Source organism: Halorussus aquaticus (assembly GCF_024218795.1).
Taxonomy (GTDB): domain Archaea; phylum Halobacteriota; class Halobacteria; order Halobacteriales; family Haladaptataceae; genus Halorussus; species Halorussus aquaticus.
In genome coordinates this window covers 615,497-634,555 of sequence record NZ_CP100400.1, presented here as the reverse complement: position 1 = coordinate 634,555, position 19,059 = coordinate 615,497, and the positions used below count along the sequence as shown (strand labels likewise).

Annotated in this window: 18 protein-coding genes; 7 read left to right on the top strand and 11 right to left on the bottom strand. The window is 67.5% G+C overall.

The window, feature by feature from the left end:
• Positions 1-162 precede the first annotated feature (162 nt).
• The 6 genes from NGM06_RS03365 to NGM06_RS03340 all read left to right on the top strand — a co-directional run bounded on the left by NGM06_RS03365 (position 163) and on the right by NGM06_RS03340 (position 4,075).
• The gene (locus tag NGM06_RS03365; protein WP_254268941.1) at positions 163-906 is read left to right on the top strand and encodes an MBL fold metallo-hydrolase; all 744 of its coding nucleotides are present in this window, start codon (positions 163-165) and stop codon (positions 904-906) included.
• A gap of 309 nt (positions 907-1,215) precedes the next feature.
• Complete coding sequence (locus tag NGM06_RS03360) at positions 1,216-1,914, top strand: type 1 glutamine amidotransferase domain-containing protein (protein ID WP_254268940.1); 699 nt, start codon at positions 1,216-1,218, stop codon at positions 1,912-1,914.
• A 154-nt stretch (positions 1,915-2,068) separates the two neighbouring features.
• Positions 2,069-2,290: a hypothetical protein gene (locus tag NGM06_RS03355; RefSeq protein WP_254268939.1), complete on the top strand. Its 222-nt coding sequence runs from the start codon at positions 2,069-2,071 to the stop codon at positions 2,288-2,290.
• A 2-nt stretch (positions 2,291-2,292) separates the two neighbouring features.
• A complete protein-coding gene (locus NGM06_RS03350; protein ID WP_254268938.1) occupies positions 2,293-3,132 on the top strand; it encodes a beta-keto acid cleavage family enzyme in 840 nt (279 codons plus the stop codon).
• A 137-nt stretch (positions 3,133-3,269) separates the two neighbouring features.
• Positions 3,270-3,407: a hypothetical protein gene (locus NGM06_RS03345; protein WP_254268937.1), complete on the top strand. Its 138-nt coding sequence runs from the start codon at positions 3,270-3,272 to the stop codon at positions 3,405-3,407.
• A complete protein-coding gene (locus tag NGM06_RS03340) occupies positions 3,407-4,075 on the top strand; it encodes an alpha/beta hydrolase (protein ID WP_254268936.1) in 669 nt (222 codons plus the stop codon). Before NGM06_RS03345 ends, NGM06_RS03340 begins: the two co-directional genes overlap by 1 nt.
• 345 nt (positions 4,076-4,420) lie before the next feature.
• Here the strand turns inward: NGM06_RS03340 and NGM06_RS03335 are convergent, their stop codons facing one another.
• The 10 genes from NGM06_RS03335 to NGM06_RS03290 form a co-directional block, all read right to left on the bottom strand.
• A complete protein-coding gene (locus NGM06_RS03335) occupies positions 4,421-5,488 on the bottom strand; it encodes an mRNA surveillance protein pelota (RefSeq protein WP_254268935.1) in 1,068 nt (355 codons plus the stop codon).
• A gap of 49 nt (positions 5,489-5,537) precedes the next feature.
• On the bottom strand, positions 5,538-6,470 hold the full coding sequence (locus tag NGM06_RS03330) for a DUF4013 domain-containing protein (protein ID WP_254268934.1): 933 nt from the start codon (positions 6,468-6,470) through the stop codon (positions 5,538-5,540).
• Between the two features lie 36 nt (positions 6,471-6,506).
• On the bottom strand, positions 6,507-7,208 hold the full coding sequence (locus NGM06_RS03325) for a DUF4013 domain-containing protein (protein WP_254268933.1): 702 nt from the start codon (positions 7,206-7,208) through the stop codon (positions 6,507-6,509).
• Positions 7,209-7,264: 56 nt separating this feature from the next.
• On the bottom strand, positions 7,265-8,008 hold the full coding sequence (locus NGM06_RS03320; protein ID WP_254268932.1) for a DUF4013 domain-containing protein: 744 nt from the start codon (positions 8,006-8,008) through the stop codon (positions 7,265-7,267).
• A 265-nt stretch (positions 8,009-8,273) separates the two neighbouring features.
• Positions 8,274-10,385 carry a ribosome rescue protein RqcH gene (rqcH, locus tag NGM06_RS03315; RefSeq protein ID WP_254268931.1) on the bottom strand — a complete coding sequence of 704 codons (2,112 nt, stop codon included), beginning with the start codon at positions 10,383-10,385 and terminating at the stop codon, positions 8,274-8,276.
• Positions 10,386-10,468: 83 nt separating this feature from the next.
• Positions 10,469-11,338: an MBL fold metallo-hydrolase gene (locus NGM06_RS03310; RefSeq protein WP_254268930.1), complete on the bottom strand. Its 870-nt coding sequence runs from the start codon at positions 11,336-11,338 to the stop codon at positions 10,469-10,471.
• A 74-nt stretch (positions 11,339-11,412) separates the two neighbouring features.
• Positions 11,413-12,042: a DUF2238 domain-containing protein gene (locus tag NGM06_RS03305; RefSeq protein WP_368410461.1), complete on the bottom strand. Its 630-nt coding sequence runs from the start codon at positions 12,040-12,042 to the stop codon at positions 11,413-11,415.
• Positions 12,039-12,659, bottom strand: coding sequence for a hypothetical protein (locus tag NGM06_RS03300; protein WP_254268929.1), 621 nt, complete (start codon positions 12,657-12,659; stop codon positions 12,039-12,041). The genes NGM06_RS03305 and NGM06_RS03300 overlap by 4 nt, the downstream gene beginning before the upstream one ends.
• A 96-nt stretch (positions 12,660-12,755) precedes the next feature.
• Positions 12,756-14,411 carry a tRNA uridine(34) 5-carboxymethylaminomethyl modification radical SAM/GNAT enzyme Elp3 gene (locus NGM06_RS03295; protein ID WP_254268928.1) on the bottom strand — a complete coding sequence of 552 codons (1,656 nt, stop codon included), beginning with the start codon at positions 14,409-14,411 and terminating at the stop codon, positions 12,756-12,758.
• A 273-nt stretch (positions 14,412-14,684) separates the two neighbouring features.
• Positions 14,685-15,323: a phosphoesterase gene (locus NGM06_RS03290; protein ID WP_254268927.1), complete on the bottom strand. Its 639-nt coding sequence runs from the start codon at positions 15,321-15,323 to the stop codon at positions 14,685-14,687.
• A gap of 143 nt (positions 15,324-15,466) precedes the next feature.
• Here NGM06_RS03290 and NGM06_RS03285 point away from each other — a divergent pair, with 143 nt between their 5' ends.
• On the top strand, positions 15,467-16,789 hold the full coding sequence (locus NGM06_RS03285; protein WP_254268926.1) for an MFS transporter: 1,323 nt from the start codon (positions 15,467-15,469) through the stop codon (positions 16,787-16,789).
• Positions 16,790-16,884: 95 nt separating this feature from the next.
• Here the strand turns inward: NGM06_RS03285 and NGM06_RS03280 are convergent, their stop codons facing one another.
• A complete protein-coding gene (locus NGM06_RS03280; protein ID WP_254268925.1) occupies positions 16,885-19,035 on the bottom strand; it encodes a DHH family phosphoesterase in 2,151 nt (716 codons plus the stop codon).
• Between the last annotated feature and the right edge of the window lie 24 nt (positions 19,036-19,059).

Genomic DNA, 19,059 nt, shown 5'->3' with positions numbered 1-19,059 from the left:
TTAGACGCGTCGGTAAATAGGCTGGCTGTCGGGGTGCGGTTCCCACCGACTCGACCAGCACCGACCGGTTCGGCGCGTCCCGGCCGAACGCGAGGCCGGAGAAATCCCGGAACGGAGTCGGTACCCAAAGCCATTAACAGCGTTCGGCCCCGCGAATCGAACATGCAGGTCACGTTTCTGGGCACCGGAAGCGCGATGCCGACCGGCGAGCGGTATCAGACCGGCCTCGTCGTCGAGGACGAGGAGGCGGACCGACGCCTCCTCGTGGACTGCGGGAGCGGCGTCCTCCACCGCCTCCAGCAGTCGGGCGTGGGCTACGAGAACGTCTCGACGGTCCTCCTGACCCACCACCACCTCGACCACGTCGCCGACCTCCTCCCCCTGCTCAAAGCGCGATGGCTCGCGGGCGAGGAACACCTCGAAGTCGTCGGCCCCTCGGGCACGAAGTCGCTGATGGACGACCTGCTCGACGTTCACGACTACCTCAAGGGTCGCGTGGACCTCCAGATACGCGAGGTCGGTGCCCACGAGTTCGAGGTCGCCGGGTTCGACGTGGAGGGGTACGAGACCCGCCACTCGCTGCCCTGTCTGGCGTACCGGTTCGGCGACTCGTTCACCTACAGCGGCGACAGCGAGGCGTTCACCGGCCTCGCCAACTTCGCCGACGGATGCGACGTACTGGCCCACGACTGCTCGTTCCCGGACGACGTAGACGTGGACAACCACCCGACGCCGACCCAGTTGGGCGAGGCGCTGGCGGCCTCGGAGACCGATATCGGCCGCGTGTTCCTGACTCACCTCTACCCGCACACGGAGGGCCGCCACAAGGAGATGCTGAAGTCCATCGAGGCGGTTTACGACGGCGACGTGCGGTTTGCAGATGATTTGCGGACTGTCGAGTTGTAGAACGAGACACATCCGTAAATCAACTGCATTGTAGACGATCTCCGGACCGTCGAACTGTAGGTTCGACATCGTCCGGAGGAGACCGCGTCGCAGATGATTTACGAACTGTCGAGTTGTAGAACGAGACAGTAGAGTTGTGCGTTTTGGACAACAACATCGGGTTCGTTCGATACTACCGGCGGATATCGAAACCCATAGTTGGCGATTTCGAAGCCCACAGTCGGACCGAACGCCGAGTAATGTTGCTCGGAACAGGCAAAACCGCGGCCTTCCTCTCCACTTAATCACGCGGCGACCCAACGAACGACCGTGACATCAGCACTGTTTGTCGTTACCGAGGAAGGGTACTGGGGCGAGGAGTGCGTCGAACCGCTTCGGACGCTCGACGAGGAGGGCTTCGACGTTACCGTCGCCACGCCCAGCGGTTCGAAGCCGGTCCTCGACGAGACGTCGGTCGATACCGACAACCCGCTCGTCGCCGAGGAGACGGCCGAGCGGGTTCGAGAGGCCCACGAGAACGACGAGCGACTGAACGACCCGATTCCGCTGGCGGCGGCGAGCGCCGACGACCACGAGGTCGTCGTGTTCCCCGGCGGACACGGAACGATGTGGGACGTGAATCAGGACGTCCACGCGCGGAACCTGCTGTCCGACGCGGTCGAAGGCGACGACGGCAAGGCGCTGGTCGTCTGTCACGCGGTCGGAATTCTCGGGTTCGCTCGGAACGCCGACGGCGAGTTCATCGCGGACGGTCGCGACGTGACCGGGTTCCCCAACGCGTTCGAGGAGGACATCGTGGACGACAACGACGTGATGGCCGACGGTCGGAAACTCCCCTATTGGGTCGAAGACGAAGTGAAGGCCGCGGGGGGCAACTGGGACGCGGAACTCGACGCCGACGCCAGCGTCACCGTGGACGGCGACCTCGTCACGGCCCGCGGTCCGGCGTCGTCGCGCGCCGCCGCGGCGACACTACTCGAAGAACTCGGCGTCCGACAGACCGCGTAAGTTCCGTTCTCTGCAGTCTCGACGTTTTTGAACTAGGCCTCACAGCGTCTACCGTTCTGGACCTGACCCGACCGTTAGTCGCGCCAGCGGGCGACTCCCGGCGATTCCGGCCGCGCGCCGAACTGTTTTACGCCGACGCGTCGTCGGGTCGGCCATGACCGACCGGTGTCCGTATCTGGAGTACCGAGCGCTCTCGGGGGCCAGCGAGGCGGAGTCGCGGGCCTACTGCGCCGCCGCCGAGGAGTTCGTGCAGGCGATGCGGGCCGACGTCTGCAACGACCGATACGGCCTCGACCACGAGACCGACTGCGAAATCTACCGCGAGGCGGAGGGCCTGCCCGAGGGAGTCGAGGGCGAGGGCGCGGGAGGCGACTGAGGATGGCGTACGACGACTACCTCGACGGCGAGAAGGTCATCGTCACCGCCGCGCTCACCGGCGGCGTCCACGGCAAGGAGGCCAACCCGAACCTGCCCGAGACGCCCGCGGAGATAGGGAAGGCCGCCGCCGAGTGCGAGGCGGCGGGCGCGGCCGTGGTCCACCTCCACGCCCGACGAGACAGCGGCGAGCGCTCGTTCGACCGCGACCGGTTTCAGGCCGTCACCGAGGAGGTCCGCTCGCGCACGAACCTCGTCGTCCAGCACTCGACGGGCGGGACGGGCGCGCCCCTCGAAGCGCGCCGCCAGTCGCTCCGGACCGACCCCGCCCCGGAGATGGCCAGCCTCGACATGGGACCGCTGAACCGGTACCGCCACCTCACCAGCGAGAACACCCGCGGGATGGTGGACTCGCTCTACGACGAGATGGTCGAGCGCGGCATCAAGCCCGAACTGGAGGTGTTCAACGACGGCCACCTCAACGAGGTCCACGGGCTGTTAGAGCGGCGCGACCTCGCGGACCCGGTCTACGCGACGCTCATCTTCGGCGGCGGTACCACCTCGCCGCCGTCGCCCCGGAACCTGCTGAACGCTACCGACAACCTGCCCGAGGGCGCGCTGTTCAACACGCTCGGGTTCGGTCGCCACCAGCTCCCGCTCACGACGATGGGAATCCTGCTCGGCGGCCACGTCCGGGTCGGACTCGAAGACAACGTCTACTACGGGCCGGACGAACTCGCCGAGAGCAACGCCCAGTTGGTCGCGCGGACCGCCGGACTCGCCGAGACGCTCGGCCGCGAACCGGCCACGCCCGACGAGGCCCGGGACATTCTGGGGCTGTAGTCCCACCGCGGAGTTCCCCGTGGGTAGCCACCGATACCGGAGTCTCGGCGCGCGAACCGTTCGGTGACAGGTGTGTCACCTGCTTACCTCTCCGTCCGGCAAGGCTCAAGGCCGTGCCTCGGCTAGCCCTACTCAGTATGACCGACGCCAACACCGACGCACCACCGCTGGTGAACGCCGACCACGCCACGAGCATCTGCACCGAGGGACCGGGCTTCGCCGTGGACGAGGCGATTCCGGGGAGCGAGTTCGCCGAACCGCCGGAGGCCAGATAATGGCGGCTCGCAACCCCCACGCGGGCGACTCCGACCCCCACGCCGGACAGTCGGTCGCGACCGCCGGCGCGGCCCTCGAATCGGCCGACGCCGCGGTCCTGTTCGTCCACGGCCGGGGCGCGACCGCGCAGGGCATGATAGAGATGGCCTCGGAGTTCGACGCCGAGGGCGTCGCGTACCTCGCGCCGCAGGCCAACGGCCGGACGTGGTACCCCAACTCCTTCCTCGCGCCCATCGACCAGAACGAACCTAGTCTCTCGTCGGCGCTCGACCTGCTCGGCGACCTGCGCGAACGTGTCACAGACGCCGGAATTGCGGCCGACCGGACGATGTTCGTCGGCTTCTCGCAGGGGGCCTGCCTCTCCAGCGAGTTCGTCGCCCGCAACGCCCGCGAGTACGGCGGACTCGCCGCGCTCAGCGGCGGCGTCATCGGTCCGGACGGGACTCCGCGCGACTACGACGGAAGTATAGACGGGACGCCTGTGTTCCTCGGTTGTAGCGACAGCGACCCCCATATTCCGCTGGAACGAGTCCACGAGACCCGGGACGTGCTGGAGGACCTCGGCGGTGACGTGGAGGAGCGCATCTACGAGGGGATGGGTCACGGCATCAACGAGGACGAGATGGAGTGCGTGCGCGGGATGGTCTCGAACTTGGTCGAGGACTGAGTCAGCGGAGTTTCAGAACTGTCGAGAGTATTCTTTTGCTGTCTGGCGCGCGCGAGCAACGCGCGCGAGGTCTTCGGGAGCGTAGCGACCGAAGGCTCGTCAGAGCTTGCTCTGACGGTGGACGAGCGAGCGAAGTGAGCGAGGAGGTTGGGGAGGTTCGAGGCGGTGCTGTGCGTTTCTCCTATGTATCGGCAGTAGCTAGCTCTGTTCGAGTGAAGTAGTAGCTAGCTACTGCCGATACCTCTGAGGACAGCAACCGCAGGCCTCACGACGACCTCGCCAGCGCGCGCCGAGGGAAGTCGAACTCCGAGAAGCGAACCAACCCCCGTCTCTCGTTCCGCGAAATTATTCCAGTCGGTAGCGCAGGAGCGCGGCGATGCCGCCGAACCCGGAGAGTTGGTCGCCGGGCGCGAACTCGTTGGAGAACACCGTCACGTCGCCGCCTTTCCGCTCGACGGTCGTGATGAGTTCGTTCACGTCGAAGGGCCACTCGCCCTCCTGCCCCCGCTCCTCGCGCAGGCGTTCGTCCAGCAGCAGGAGGTGTTCGATGGCTCCGAAGTCCGCGGCCTTCTGGACCTGCTCGGCCCCGTAGGCGACCTTCGCGCCCTCGCCGATGCGCTTGGTGAGTTCGTCGATGAGTTCGGCTTCTTCCGCGATGCGGGTGTCCTTCTGGACCTCCTCGACCGCGCCGCGCTTCAGCACCTCGTGGACGCCCCGGTCGCCGACCGCGCTGGTGTCCACGGTGGTTATCTTCTCGGTCAGGTCGGGGGCCTCCTCCTCGACGTAGTCGAGCGCGTCCTGCTTGGTGAACCCCGGCCCGGCGAGGATGATGGCGTCCACGTCGAGGCGGGAGAGCGCGCTCGTCAGTTCCGCGAACAGTTCGTCCCGGCCGCGGGCGTACTCGCCCTTCCCCGTGGTCCCGGTGAACTCGGCGCGCTCCTCGGTGCCGTACTGGGCGACGGTGTGGATGTGGGCCTTCCCCTCCTCGACGGTGACGATGGCCACGTCGGGGTTGTCGGTGGCCTCCTCGGCCTCTTCGAGTCGTTCGAGTTGGTCGGCCTTCCAGACCTTCTCGACGGTTATCTCCTTGTTCTCCTCGACGTTGACGGTGTGGTGCTGGCCGAGTTGGTCCTCGCGGGAGGCGCTCTCGATGACGCCGCTGACTCGCAGGCGGTTGGCGAACTTGTGGAACTCCGAGTCCTCGACTTCGAGCGTGACGCGCATGTGTTCGCGCTCGCCGCCCGTGTCGCGCATCTGGTCGTCGTTGCGCTGGATGCGCCGGGTCGTGTCGGCGGCCACGAGGTCGCCGGGTTCGAGGACGTAGGTGAGGTGCCAGAGGTCGTCGAGGCTCTCGGGAACGAGCGTGATGCGCTTGCGGCCGCCCTCGACGCGCTGGCGGTTCGTCACTCTCATACTCCAACGTGGTCGGCCGTTCGATAAGTGACCTGCGGTCGGAGACACGCTACTCGCGCTCGGCGCGGCGGTTCTCCCGCCAGCGCTCGGCGTCCGCGCCCCACTCGTCGGGCCGGTCGGCGGTATCGGAGTCGGTCGAATCGGCGCGCAGAACGTCTCTTCCGGTCGAGTCGGCGCGTGGCGCATCCCGGTCGAGCGCGCGCTCCCCGTCGTTGACTTCGGCTACTGCGTCTTCGCCAGCAACCGCATCCCCGCTAACAACCGCGTCTCCGCTATTCATCCCGTCCTCGTCGGCTACCGCGTCCTCGCTACCCGCCTCGTCGCCGGTCGCGGCCGCGTAGCCCCGACCGAAGCAGTGGAACGCTACCGTCCCGCAGTAGAAGTTGACCGCGGCACCGAGAACGTGACTGGCCAGCGGAACCCCGAAATCGACGGACAGGAGTCCCCCGTACCCGACCGACCCGACCGCGAGCAGTCCGCACCCCGCGAGCCACGCCCCGAAGTACCGACGGTCGAAGACGACCGCCCACACCGCACGGAGGTCGAACGCCGCCGCAACCGACTGCTCGCGCGAGACGCGGGTCAGCGCGGCGGGCGCGAAGTAACACGCCGGGGACGCGAACAGGCTGAGTATCGGCAGGACGAGTATCGCAAGCACCAGCGCACCCACACCAGCGCCGAGTTCGGTCTTCGCCGCGCCCAGCGCGAGCGCCACCGCGCCGAACCCGACGAACAGTCCGGCGGCGACGACCGCGAACGCGCCCAGCGTCAGCCACGTCCGGAGACCGTCCGCGAACAGGTCGCCGAAGTCCTCGAACCCCGGTGCGTCCGCTCCCCGAGAACTCCGGACGAGGACGCGGCCGTAGTACCCGGTCACGACTACCGCGGGCAGAATCAGCAACCCGAGCGAACTCAGCATCGCGCCGACGGCGACGGTCCGCGCCGACGATTCGCCGGAGAGGGGATAGCGAAGTGAATCCACGGATGCGTCCACCGACGAGCGGTGACTGGATAAATTTTAGCCCGAGATGGCCCGACCGAACAGGCGCGCGACCGCGACCAGCGCGTAGAAACTCCCTGCGAGCGCGACAACCTCGCCGAGGCGGCCGAGCGCCGCGACCGACCCGAGCAGGACGACGGCCGCGCCGCCGACCAGCAGGGCCGCGACCCATGCGACGAAGTACCCGGCGTCCCCAGCGCTCGCGCGCAGGCGACCGCGGTCGAGCGCCCCCGAGAGTCGCCGGGTCCGAGCGACGCCGGTCAGCGCCGCGGGCAGGAGGTACGCGAACGCGAGCGACAAGAAGAGGACGACCGTCCCGGCACCGAAGACGAAGACCGTCGGGCCGAGCGACTCCGGTCGCCCGGCCGCGCTCGCACCCCCGATAGCGCCCCCGACCGTGACCGCGAGCGCGGCCGCGGGGACGAGCAGGTAGCCGACCCCGACGGCGAGCGCGCGCGCGCCGTCGGCCGCGAGCGCCCGGAAATCGGCGAACGCTGGCGGCGCGCCTTGGACGGCGGCCGTGCCGCCGGGCGACTCCGCAGTGGTCCGGACGACGGACAGGGCGTATCCGGCCAGCACGACGGCGGGGAGGAGCGCGAACACCGCGAGGACGCCGAGTCGAGCGAGCAGTCCGGTGGCGACGGCCAGAATCGCGCCGACGAGGAGTCGTCGCTCGGCGTCTTCGCCGCGGACCGGGTAGGTCAGTGCCTCGCGGAGCATACCGGAGCATTCTGACGCGAAAAGTTAGGTCTGGCTACTCGGCGTCGCGACCGAGTTCACGCCGACGTGCGCCGGTCGCCGTCCGCGGGTTCGCGGCGGTCGGTCCGGGTCGCGTCGCGGTAGCCCTGCCCGTAGAGCGCGAACGCGACGACGTTCAGGTAGAAGCTCGCGAACGGGACCAGCGCCCACCCGACGAAGGGTATCGACGCGAGTCCGCCGACGAGCGCACCGCCGACCGCGAGGACGACGAACGCGACCAGCCAGCCGATGGCGTACGACCGGTCGGTGAGGACGCCCGCGAGCCTACGGAACTCGAACGCCGCGCCGAGGCGACCCTCGGCGGCGAGTCGGGCGAGCGCCGCGGGCAGGGCGTAAGAAGCGGCCAGCGACGCGACGACGGCCAGCGCGAATCCGGCGAGAACGACCACCACGCCGAGGTTGTTCGCTCCGTCGGGCCCGGCCGGTTCGGCCGCGGTCGTCCCCGTCTCGACGACCGTCGTCGTCTCGACCGAGAAGACGAGCAAACTGGCGAGCACCGCGGCCAGCAACACCGCCGGAATCGCGAAGTAGGCTAGCGTGACGGCGACGGCCTTCAGGCCCTCCCCGAACAGGTCGCCCCACTCGTCGAACGACGGCACGGGGTCGTCCGCGGTCGTCCGGGCGAGGACGCGCTGGAGGTAGCCAGCGACGAACACCGCCGGAATCAGGAGCCACGAGAACAGGGTGAGTAGCCCACCGATAACTATCGTCTCGATTCTATCGTCGCCGTCTACGGGGTATCTGAGTGCTGTTTCGAACACAGTCGTCTCCGGGGCAGGCGCTTCAGTAGAACTTGCTTACGCAGTAAACGTGCGCTATCGGCTTAGTTGTTGCGTGGCGAGACATAGCGCGACGGCGGACATTTCTGCTAGGAGAGCGGTACGACCGTGAATACGGGGTCTTCCTCTCCGGAACCGTCTCCGAGTCCGGCGAGTTCTCGTGGGGAGTCAGTAGCACGCAGAACGCCGGTCGATTTACGTTCGGCGGCGACGGGAGGTAGACTCCGAAATCGGTCTCCGGCCGCGTCTACTCCTCTTGCATCCGACTTCCGCCCGGCGGCAGGAACTCCTGAATCAGGTCGGGACTCGCCACCTTCCGGACGAACGAGGTGTCGTCGAATCGCTCGCGGAACTCCCGGTAGATGCGCTTGGCGATGTCGTTCTGGGCGTACCGGCCGGGTTCGACCTCGACGTGGGTCTCGACCTGCGGGACGATGGCGGAGGGCGGCCCACCCAGAACCCGAGTGTGGGGTTCGCAGGCGATGCCGACCGCGACCCCCACCGCCACGTCGCGGAAGTAGGTGCGGTCGCCCCGGATGGCGAACCCGCCTTTTTCGAGGTACTCGCCGCTCTCGGGCGTCTTGCTCACTTGGTCGGGCGTCACCACGTAGGCGTCTCCGGTGAACCGACTGTCCTTCCAGACCGACGAGTACGACACCGCGAACTGGGCGGCCTCCTGCTTGCTCCGGTCGGGAACGTCCACGTCGCGGGAGGGTTCGCTCGGGTCGGAGGTCTTCAGAATCGTCACGGGACCGCCGTGGGCCTGCGCGTGGAAGAACAGGTCGTTGCCGTCGAGGTACTTCTGGACCAACTCCTCGTTCTGGTCGGCGTTGCGGCCGCCGATGACGAGGAAGTCGTCGCTGGTCCGGAACCACCGGAATCGCTCGTACCACTGCTCTTGCTTGCGAATCGGAATCGAGGGTCGGGAGAGCCAGTCCACGTCCTCGGCGTCCTCCTCGTCGTCCTCGGCGTCGTCTGCCTCCCCGCTGTCGGCCTCCCACTCCTCCTTGCGGCGTTTGGCCGCTTCGAGGTCCTCGCGGGTGTCTTCGATGGCGGTCATCGCGCCCTCTTTCTTCTCCTCGATGCGCTTGGCCTCGGTGTAGAGTCGGTCGGCGTTCTTCTCGACGCCCATCGAGGCGTCGAGCGGGACGTTCGTCTCGTCGATTTCGACCGTCACCATCCCCTCCTCGGGGTTCACGCTCCGGACGGCCTCGGCGGCGTCGATGCCCTGTTCGGCCCCCTCCTCGAACCGGGCCTCTATCTCCTCCCACGAGGTGCCCTCGTCCAGCGCGTTCCGGACCGTGGTCAGAATCTCGTCGGCGAGTCCGTAGTGGCCGTAGAGGAGTTCGGCCTTCTGGCGTTCGGCCTCGGCCTGCTCCTCGAACCCCTCGATGGCCTGCTCTTGCTGTTCGATGATGCGCTGCTGTTTCTCGATTTCGGCCTCGAAGTCGGGGCGCTGGTCGCCGACGCTCTGGTCGGCGGCGTCCTCGCCCTCGTAGTCGACGTTCGTGAAGTAGAAGTCCACCGCATCGTTGAAGGTGTCGAACGCCTCCGAGTCGAGGTCGGCGTACTCTTCGAGCGCGAACGGCGTCACGTCCACGAGGCGGTCGTCCTCGCGGTAGACGCGGGGTTCGAACTCCCCGGTCCGGACCGGGTCGGCGAGGCGCTGGATGGCGTCGTAGATGGCCTCGTAGTCGTCCTCGTCGGCCTCGTCGATGTCGGTGGCCTTCTCGACGCCCGCGCGGGTGCAGACCTCCTCGGCGTAGAGACCGCCGAAGTTGAGTTGGGTTGCGAGCGTGCGCACGAGGTCGGTGTCGGACTCCTCCATGTGGGCCGCCAGCGTCTCGTAATCGACTTCGAGGGGGTTGACGCGCTCGTCCGGGAACTCGTACTGGCTCCCGGGCGCGACCGTCCGGGACTTGAGACGTACGGTGTCGAGGCTGTCCACGACCTCGTTGTTCTCGTCCAGTACCGCGACGTTCCCCTGTCCGAACAGTTCGGCCACGATGGTGGTGTCCTCGTCGCCGCGCTCGAAGTGGAACTGGAGGATGCGGTCGAAGCCGTACTGCTCGACGCCAGCGAAGTCCGCGCCCGACAGCCGATTCCGGAGCATCATGGCGAAGTTCGGCGGTCGGCCGGGTGCGTCGGGGACGTTCTCGGGCGTCGAGACGTGGGCGCGCTTCAGGTCGCCGACTTCCACGAGGAGTTCGACCCGACCGCGGTCGAAGTCCCGCATCTTGAGTCGCAAGAGGTCGTCGTCGTAGAGGTAAGCCTTGTCGAGTTTCGCGCCCTCGTACGCGCCGAGTTCCGCGACGACGGCGGCGAGGTCGATGCTCGACAGTTCCCGCTTCTGATCCATGCTTCGAGATTGCTCGTTGTGGCGGAAAGGCCTATCGTTACTCCCTCTCGTACCGTCTCGCGTTCGTCCGCTCGCCCCGGAACTCAGACCTCTATCGCCATCCCGTCGCGGCCGAACTCGACGCCGAGGTCCTCGTACCGGGCGGCGAGTTCGGCGTACTCGTCGGGGCGGCGGCGGTATATCTCCTCGATTTCGGTCAGGACGGTGTGGTCGGGTTCGACGGCCCGGACCTGTTCGAGCGTCTGGTCGAAGGTGGTCTGGCTCTCGCGCTCCTCGGCCCACAGTTCCTCGGTCATGATGGGGTCGCCGTCGCCCGTCTCGCGGAACATACCACACTCCCTGACCCACAGGTCGAGGTCGTCGGGGACCTTCGAGAGGTCGAGGAACGTCGTCTCGTCCGGCGAAATCAGGACGCGCTCGTCGCCCGACTCGAAGCAGTAGCTCATCGCGGCGTCCGTCGGCCCGTCGGGGTCGAGCGGTGCCCCGATTCCCGTCACCTCGACGCCGCCGCCGAGCGCCATCGTCTCGCCGTCGGCCAGAAATTCGAACTCGGCGTAGCCCCTGTCGTCGTACTGGGACTCGATGTCGAGCGACTCGGCGACGCGGTCGTACGTCGTCTCGCTCATCACCACGGTCACGGGGTCCTCGTTGTCCCAGTCTTCGAGGGGGAAGTCCGCTCGCCCGATGGCCTGCACGACGCGCAGGCCGCCGACGTGGTCCACGTGGTGGTGCGAGACGAAGATGTAGTCGAGGTCCATCACTCGCTCGCGGTTGAGCATCGCCCAGATGGACTCGGGCGCGTCCACGAGGGCGTCGGCGTCGCGGACGAGCGTGGAGTTCCCGTATCTGGCGTGGGGCAGGCCCTCTTCGCGGGCGGGTTCGCAGACTCGGCAGTCGCAGGTCGGCATCGGCGTCTGGGAGTCGCCGCCCGACCCGAGTAGCGTGAGTTCCATGCGTCCGCTACCGCGTCCGCGAGTAAATGAACAGTGGCGGGGAGCGCGCCGTCACGCTCCGTTCCGCGAGAGGGCTACTCCGGCGCGAACAACTGCTCTCGTATCGTCTCGGCGACGCCGGTGAGGTGGACCTGCCCGAAGAACGCGACCATCAGCGCACCCAGCGAGTTGTACATCAGGTCTCGGATGGTGTCGTCGAGTCCGTGCTGGGCCAGCGGCATCGTGAGACCGGTCTCGTCGGCCGCCACGTCCAGCGCGAACTCGAACAGTTCCCAGACGACGCCGAACGAGAGCACGACCACGAGGATGTAGACGAACGCGAACCGGGCCGGGATGGTGATGTCGTCGCTGTGGAGGTCGAGCGACCGGGCGGTGATGTACCCGGCCGCCGCGGCCAGCGACGCCGAGAACGCGTGGGTGAGGTGGTCCCACCAGCCTATCTGTGCGTACAGTCCGGCCGACCCGAGCGTGTGGAGGAAGACGGCGGTCGTAATCCACAACCCGAGCCACGGGTCCAGCGGAATCTCGTAGTTTCGTTCGAGGACCGCGGGGAGCGTCGTTATCAGGAGCGCGATGCTCCCGTTGACGATGGCCTTCGGTTGACCGGCGGTGACGCCGTAGACGACGATGGCGAGCAACACGACCTGCATGGCTCGCGTGATTCGTCGCTGGTTCACCGTCGAGGGGCGCGGTAACAGCATCATCGGCGAATCACCCAGTTGATGGCCCGCCAGAGTTGGCGGTCGCGCCGCCTGAAGTACGCGTCGAACAAGACGCCCGCCGCGAACCCGGCCGCCGTCACCCAGACGAACTCGGTCATCAGCGCGTCGTTCGACGAGAGGTACGAGGTGCCGAACGTCCGGTCGAAGTTCCACCGGACGATGGCCCACGCCGCGACCGACCCCATCGTGGTCATGACGACGAACACGACCGCGAACCAGTGGGTCACGCTCAGCCTCGTGAACATGTGGAGTTCCACGGTCAGGACCAGCGCGAGTCCGGCGACCGAGAGGTAGTACGCGAACAGGCTGAGTTCGCCACCGAACAGTCCGCGGACGAGAATCGGCAGGAGCGCCAGCGCGAGCAACTCCCACGGGAGCATCACGCGCCAGTCGCGGTACGCGACCGGCGGAACGAGGACGAGGACGCCCGCGGCGGCGACGAACGCCATCCACAGGAGGTCGAAGTCCAGCACGCTCTCGACGAACACCAGCGCGAGCACGCCGACCAGAAACCACGAGAGGACGGCGTTCGTGCGACCGCTACGGAACAGTCGTTCGAGGATGTCCTCGGTCTCGTCTGCGGGGGGTGCGTTGCTCATCTCTCACTCACGGGTATGACCGATTACGACACAGTAGACGTATAAAGTCGCCGATACTCGCAGTTCGGCCGACCGACCTACTCGTCGGTCGGGCGTTCAGAGGCGCTTCGAGACGTACGGGCCGTCCTGATGGTAGCCGAGTTTCTCCCGGTAGTACTCCCGCGCGCCGATACCGGAGATGACGCTGACCTTGTCGTAGCCCGCGTCTCCGGCCATCTCCTCGGCCTTCCGGAGGAGCTTCTTGCCGTACCCCTTGTGCTGCCAGTCGTGGCTCCGGTCGCCGACTTCGACCATCGGGCCGTAGACGTGGAGTTCGCGGACGAGCGCGGCGTTCTCGAGTTCGCGCCGGACCGGGTTCCCGGGTTCGCGGAGGCGACAGAACCCTATCAGGAGGTCCTTGTCGGGGTCCTCGTAGCTGATGAAGTGTTCGGTTCCCCCGGCGGCCTCGTAGGTCGTCACGTCTAACTCGACGTTCTCGGGGTCCTCGTCGTTCATCCCGACTTCGCGACACCGGATGCAGTCGCAGGTCCAGCCGTGGTCCTCCATCTTCTGGCGGGCGAGTTGGCGGAGGTTCGACTTCCAGACCCCGGCGTCGATGAAGTCGGCGGGGATGTCCCGTTGGACGCGCTGGAGGCGGGTGTACTTCGGAATCATCGACTTGATTTCGGCGACGAGTTCGGCGGCCTCCTCGTTCTGGAGCGGTTCGTACTCGTCGCGGTGCCACCAGTCGTAGGTCGCGGTGCCCCGGACCACGAGCGTCGGGTAGATTTTGAGGTAGTCGGGCTTCCACTTCTCGTCCTCGAACAGGCGGCGGAAGTCCTCCAGACACATCTCTTGGCTCATCCCGGGTTGGCCGGGCATCATGTGGAAGCCGACCTTGAACGCGGCGTCGCGCAGGCGGCGGTTGGCGTCGATGGAGGCCTGCACGCCGTGGCCGCGGTGCATCTCGCGGTTGATGCGCTCGTAGGTCGTCTGGACGCCCACCTCGACCTTCGTGCCGCCGAGGTCGAGCATCCGGTCTATCTGCTCGGGGTCACACCAGTCGGGCTTGGTCTCGAAGGTGGTCCCGATGTTCCGGATGTCGTTCGTCTCGTTCTCGGCGATGACGTCTTCGAGGTAGCGGAAGTCCACGTCCGCGGGGTCCTGCGCGAAGCTCTCGCCCTCGGCGGGTTCGGGCGACTTGTCGGTGTCGTAGTCGTTCATGGCCTCCAGCGCGCGCTTGACGAACCACTCCTGATAGTCGTGGGAACGCGCGGTCATCGTCCCGCCCATCAGGATGAGTTCGACCTTGTCCACGGGGTGGCCGATTTCGCGCAGTTGTTCGAGGCGGAGCGTGACCTGCCCGTAGGGGTCGTAGTCGTTCTGCACGCCGCGCGCGGCGGCGGGTTCGTGGCCGGTGTAGCTCTGCGAGGAGGAGAACTCCGACCCGGGACCGCCCGGACAGTAGAGGCACTTGCCGTGTGGGCACTGGTGCGGGCTGGTCATGATGGCGACCGGCGAGACGCCCGAGGCGGTCCGGACGGGCTTGTTCTGGAGGACCTCCTGCAGGTCCTCGCGGCGCTCCTCGGGCGCGTAGTCGAGCAGTTCCGAGTTCTTGGGGACCTTCGGCGAGGAGTGTTCCGAGCAGACTTCGAGCTTTACGCTCTCCAACTCGTCGCGCTCCACGTCGCCGTCGAGGATGCGCTCGACGAGGTCCTCGCAGACTCGCTCGAACGCCTCGGTCTCGGTGGCGTCCGGCGTCTCGGTACTCATTACGTGGTATTTGGTCGGTTGGGCGGGATAAGGGTGTCGTCTACGACTACGGGACGAACGACGTGTGACTACACGGCTTCTCGGCGGGAGTAGTTCCCAGAGAATCACCGACTTCGCGGAGGCGTGAGTTTCGAAAGCCCCCGGTCGCTCGCGGTCGCTGGCCGGGATATTCGGGTTCGTCTGACGGCTCACCCGAATAGTCGCCCGCCCAGACGACCACGTAAACGCGAGCGATCGGCCCCTTTATCCACCTGTGGGTGGTTCGCGGAGGCGTCACGACGCCGCTGATTCGGGTTCGGCGCGGAACTCCCCGCCGGTCTGAACCCAGAACGCACCGACGACCAGCACCGCGGTCAGCAGAACCGCACCGACCGTCTGGACCGGCGTGTGAGCGTTCAGGTACAGTCGGTTCGGCACCATGACCGCCGGAATCACCAGCGTCGGCCAGAACTTTCGGTCCACGAGCGTCAGGTAGAGCGTCGGCATCAGCGCCATCGTGACGTGACCCGAGACGTTCCAGAGCGGCGAGAGCGCGACGTAGGGAATCGTCACGAGGACGAGCGCCTCCATGTACCCCGGAACCAGCGACCCCCAATCGTAGCGGTGCCAGACGAGCCACGTCGCGCCCGCCGTGACGAAGACACCGACTCCGACCAGCGCGTCCACCTGCCAGACGTTGCCCTTCGTCACCTCGTAGAGACCCTGCCCCGTGACGAGGACGTACGCCAGCGTGGGCGCGAGCGAGAGGACGCCAGCGGCGAGGAACGTGCCGACGCGGCGCCAAAGCGCCGACCAGTCGGCGTCCTGACGCGCCCACTCGTGGTGTATCAGGACGAGCGCCCCCGCGCCGACCATCACGCCCGGATGGAAGACGTAGGGGTAGAATCGCATCGCCGTATCGAGCGCGCTCATGGACGAATCTACGCCGTGGTGCCGGAAAACCGCGGTGGCAGTCGGCGACTGCCGACCGTGGAAGAGCCTCCGCGAAGCGACGTACGTGATGGTATCACGTCTCGAATAAGTCTCAAATCGCTGTGTGACAATTGGCACACCATATGTCGAGACGTTCCGACGACCGAGGAATCCGCGAATCCGTCGAAGAACGCCTCCCGTCGCGTCCCGTTCTCATCTTCTACTGTTACGTCCTCTCGCGGTCGCTGGCGTTCACCGTGCCCATCTACGTCGTCTTCTACCAGTCGCGGGGTCTCTCGCTGGCGCAGTTCGGCCTGCTGGAGGCCACCTACACCGTGGCGGTCCTCGGGTTCGAGTTCCCGACGGGCTACCTCGCCGACCGCGTCGGCCGCCGGAACGGTCTCGCCGTCGCCAACGCGCTGGGGGCGCTCGGCGCTGCGGGGTACGCGCTCGCCCACTCGTTCCCGGCGTTCCTCGCGGCCGTGGTCGTCCGGGCGGTCGGTGCGACGTTCTCGTCAGGGGCGTCGGACGCGTGGCTCTACGAGTTGCTGGCCGCCGAGGACGCCGAGGCCGAGTTCGCGCGCGTCTCCGGCCACGCCCGCGCGCTGGGCCTCGCGGGGCAGGCGGGCGCGGCGCTCGTCGGGAGTCGAGCGTACGCCGTCAGCCACCTCCTGCCGTGGGCGCTCGACGCCGCCGCGCTACTCGCGGGCGTCGTCCTGCTACTGGCCGCAGTGCCGTCGCGACAGGAGAGAAACGAAGCGAGTTCCGGGGGAGGGAAATCGGTCTCCGAGGAGAGTCGGAGTCAGTCCGCGAGCGACGCGGCCGACTCCCTCACCGTCTCGGAGGCCGTCACCGTCACCCGGACGGCGCTCGCGCGGCCGGGACTCCGGTCGTTCGTCGCCTACACCGCGCTGTTCCTCGGTGTCGTCTCGTCGGCGCTCCTGTTCGTCCAGCCAGTGAGCGTGGACGTGCTGGGCATCGACCCCGCCAGACTCGGTGCGGTCTACGCGGGTCTGACGCTGGTCTCGGCCGCCGCCGCGAGCCAGACAGGCCGACTGAAGGCGGTCGTCGGCGTCTCGACGTGGTTCCGGGTCGTCCCCGTCTTCGCCGCGGTCGGCCTGCTCGCGGTCCTCGCCGAACCGTGGCTCGCGCTCCCGCTGTTCTTCCTCCTGCGCGCGCTCGCGGCCACGTCGCGGCCGCTCGCGGACGGCCGCATCAACGACGAAATCGGCTCGCTCGGCCGGGCGTCGGTCCTCAGCACCGTCTCGATGCTCCGGTCGGTCGCGGTCGCACCGCTCAACGTCCTCGCGGGAGCGCTGGCGGTGTCGGCGCTCCCCGCGATGCTGGCGGCGCTCGGTGCGCTCCTGCTGGTCGGCGGGGGAGCGGTCGCGGCGTGGGGAACACCGCTGGCGGACCTGCCGAGGGCGGAGTCGGTAGAAGCGTCCGCTGCAGACGGAGAGCGGTAAGAGCCGGAGGGAGAGCGGCGACCGGTTACCGAACGCGAGGCGTCGCTACGGAGTGATTACACCGCCGAAAGAAGAATCGAATCGACTGCGGCCGTCTACAACTGCTCGCTGATGGCCGCGACCACGGCGTCGAGCGCGTCGTCGCGCTCGCCCGAGAGGAACTCGATGGCTCCGTCGCGGGTACCCTTCGCCGAGATGCCCGCGTTCTCGGCCGTCTCGCTGGCCGCCGCCGCGATGTCGCGGGCGTTGACCCGGCCGTCGCTCCGGACGTGAATCTCGTCTTCGTCCACGCCGAGGGTGACGTGGTCGTCGCCGGGCGCGCCCTCCGCGCCGAGTTCCTGCCGGTGGATGGCGTCGAGCAGGAGCGCCGTCGGCGGGAAGTCGAAGCGGTGGGTGAACGCCTCGGTGTCGAGGACGGTGAACGAGACGCCGTTCTCGCCGCGGACCGAGAGGTTCGGTTCCACGGTGTCGAGTTCGGTCTGAAGCTTCTCGCGGAACTGCTCGCCGACGTGTTCGGCGAGGTCGCGCTTCTCGTGCTCGAAGAGGAGGTCGGTGATGAGTTCGCGCTTGTCCTCGTAGGACTGGTAGTACGCCTCCAGCGCGACCGCCTCGCGGAGCGCGGTGGTGTGGTCCTCGTCGTAGCCAGCCTCGGTCGCGAGGTCGGTGTACGCCTCGGGGGTGTCCTCCCAATAGCTGACCGCGGGGAGGTGCGAGATGTCGTCGCGCACGTCGGCGTTGACGTGGGCGGCGACGTTCGCGCCGAGGACGCCGACGGTCAGGTCGTCCGCCTCGCTGCCTTCGAGGTACGGGTTGACCGCCACGTCGGCGAGGTCGGCAACGTCCTCGTCGGGGTACGTCGCGTCCACGACGATTCGGGGAGCGTCGTAGATGTCGAGCAGTTCGAATCCGTCGCCGGACTCGTCGGTGCTTCCGGCCGAGACGACGACGAACAGCGGGAGTTTCTCGTCGTGGCGCTCCCGGTTGTCGAGCATCGTCGTCACGTCCTTGGTCGCGTCGGCCATGTCGTAGTCGCCGTCTTCGAGCGGCCGCCGGTCGAAGAAGTGGTACTCGGCGTCGCTCTTGGCGTGTTCGTCGCGGACGAGCGGCAGGACGGCGCGCTCGATGGCCGCACCGGCGACGTAGCCGTCGGCGGTGGCGTTGTGCCGGACGATGACCGGTCGGGACTCCATGACCGCGCGGCGAATCTCCTCGGCCGCGTCGCGGATGCGGTCGCGGACAGCGGTGACCGACTCGTGGTCGGCCAGCAGGTCCACGTCGTCGGGGCGGGCCTCGGCGCGAAGCGCGTCTTCGAGGCGGGTCTCGACGGTCTGGCGGTCCTCGCCCTCCAGCTTCTGGAGGTCGTCGGTCTCGACCTGCAACTCGTTGTTGCGGAGTTCGACGACGCCGTCGAGTCGGACGAGGTCGCCCGTCTCGACTTCGGGGTAGGCGCGGACGCCCGCCTCGACGAACGCGGCGCAATCGACCGTCGCGGTCTCGTCGCGGACCTCGAAGACGGTCGGACCGCTGGTCTGGCGCGCGCCGACGATTTCGCCCTCGATGCGAACCTCGTCGTTCACGCGGTCGCTGAGACTGTCGATTTCGACGCGGGACGACCCGGAGTCGGCGGTGGATTCCTCGTCGGACTCCGCTTCGTCCTCGGCGGCCGGTTCAGGCTCGGAGGTCGTTTGCGCGTCGGATTCGGACTCGGACGCTATCTCCGACTCGGAGTCCGTCTCGGATTCGGACGCGGAGTCCGTCTGCGACCGGGTATCGGACTCGGTGTCTCGCTCGGTCGCGGGGTCGACCGTCCCCGCGCCGTCGGTCGTCGCCTGCTGGTCGTCGTTGTCGTCGCTGGCGTCGGCGTCCTCGGGGAGAACCGCACCCTGCTCGGGGTCGTCGATGAGCTTCCCCCGGAACTCGCGGTCGGACTGGCGGATGGACCAACCGAGGTCCACATTACCGTTGTCTCGCACGCCGGTGACCTGTACGAACACCTCGTCGCCCTCGTCCCAGTCGAGCGATTCGAGTCGCTGGTCGAGTTCGCTCTTGTGGAGCAGACCAGTGACTCGGTCGCCGACGTTGACGAAGACGCCGAACTCGGCGAAGCCGTCGACGGTTCCTTTGTAGTACCGACCCGACGTCAGGTGATTCGGGTGGTTGCCGGTGAACTCGAAGAGGACGTCCTGCTCGTGGCTCTGGCAAATAGCGCCGTCGGCAGGAGCCCCGCAGATGATACACGAACCCATTATACGCGAGCAAAATAGCCCCGG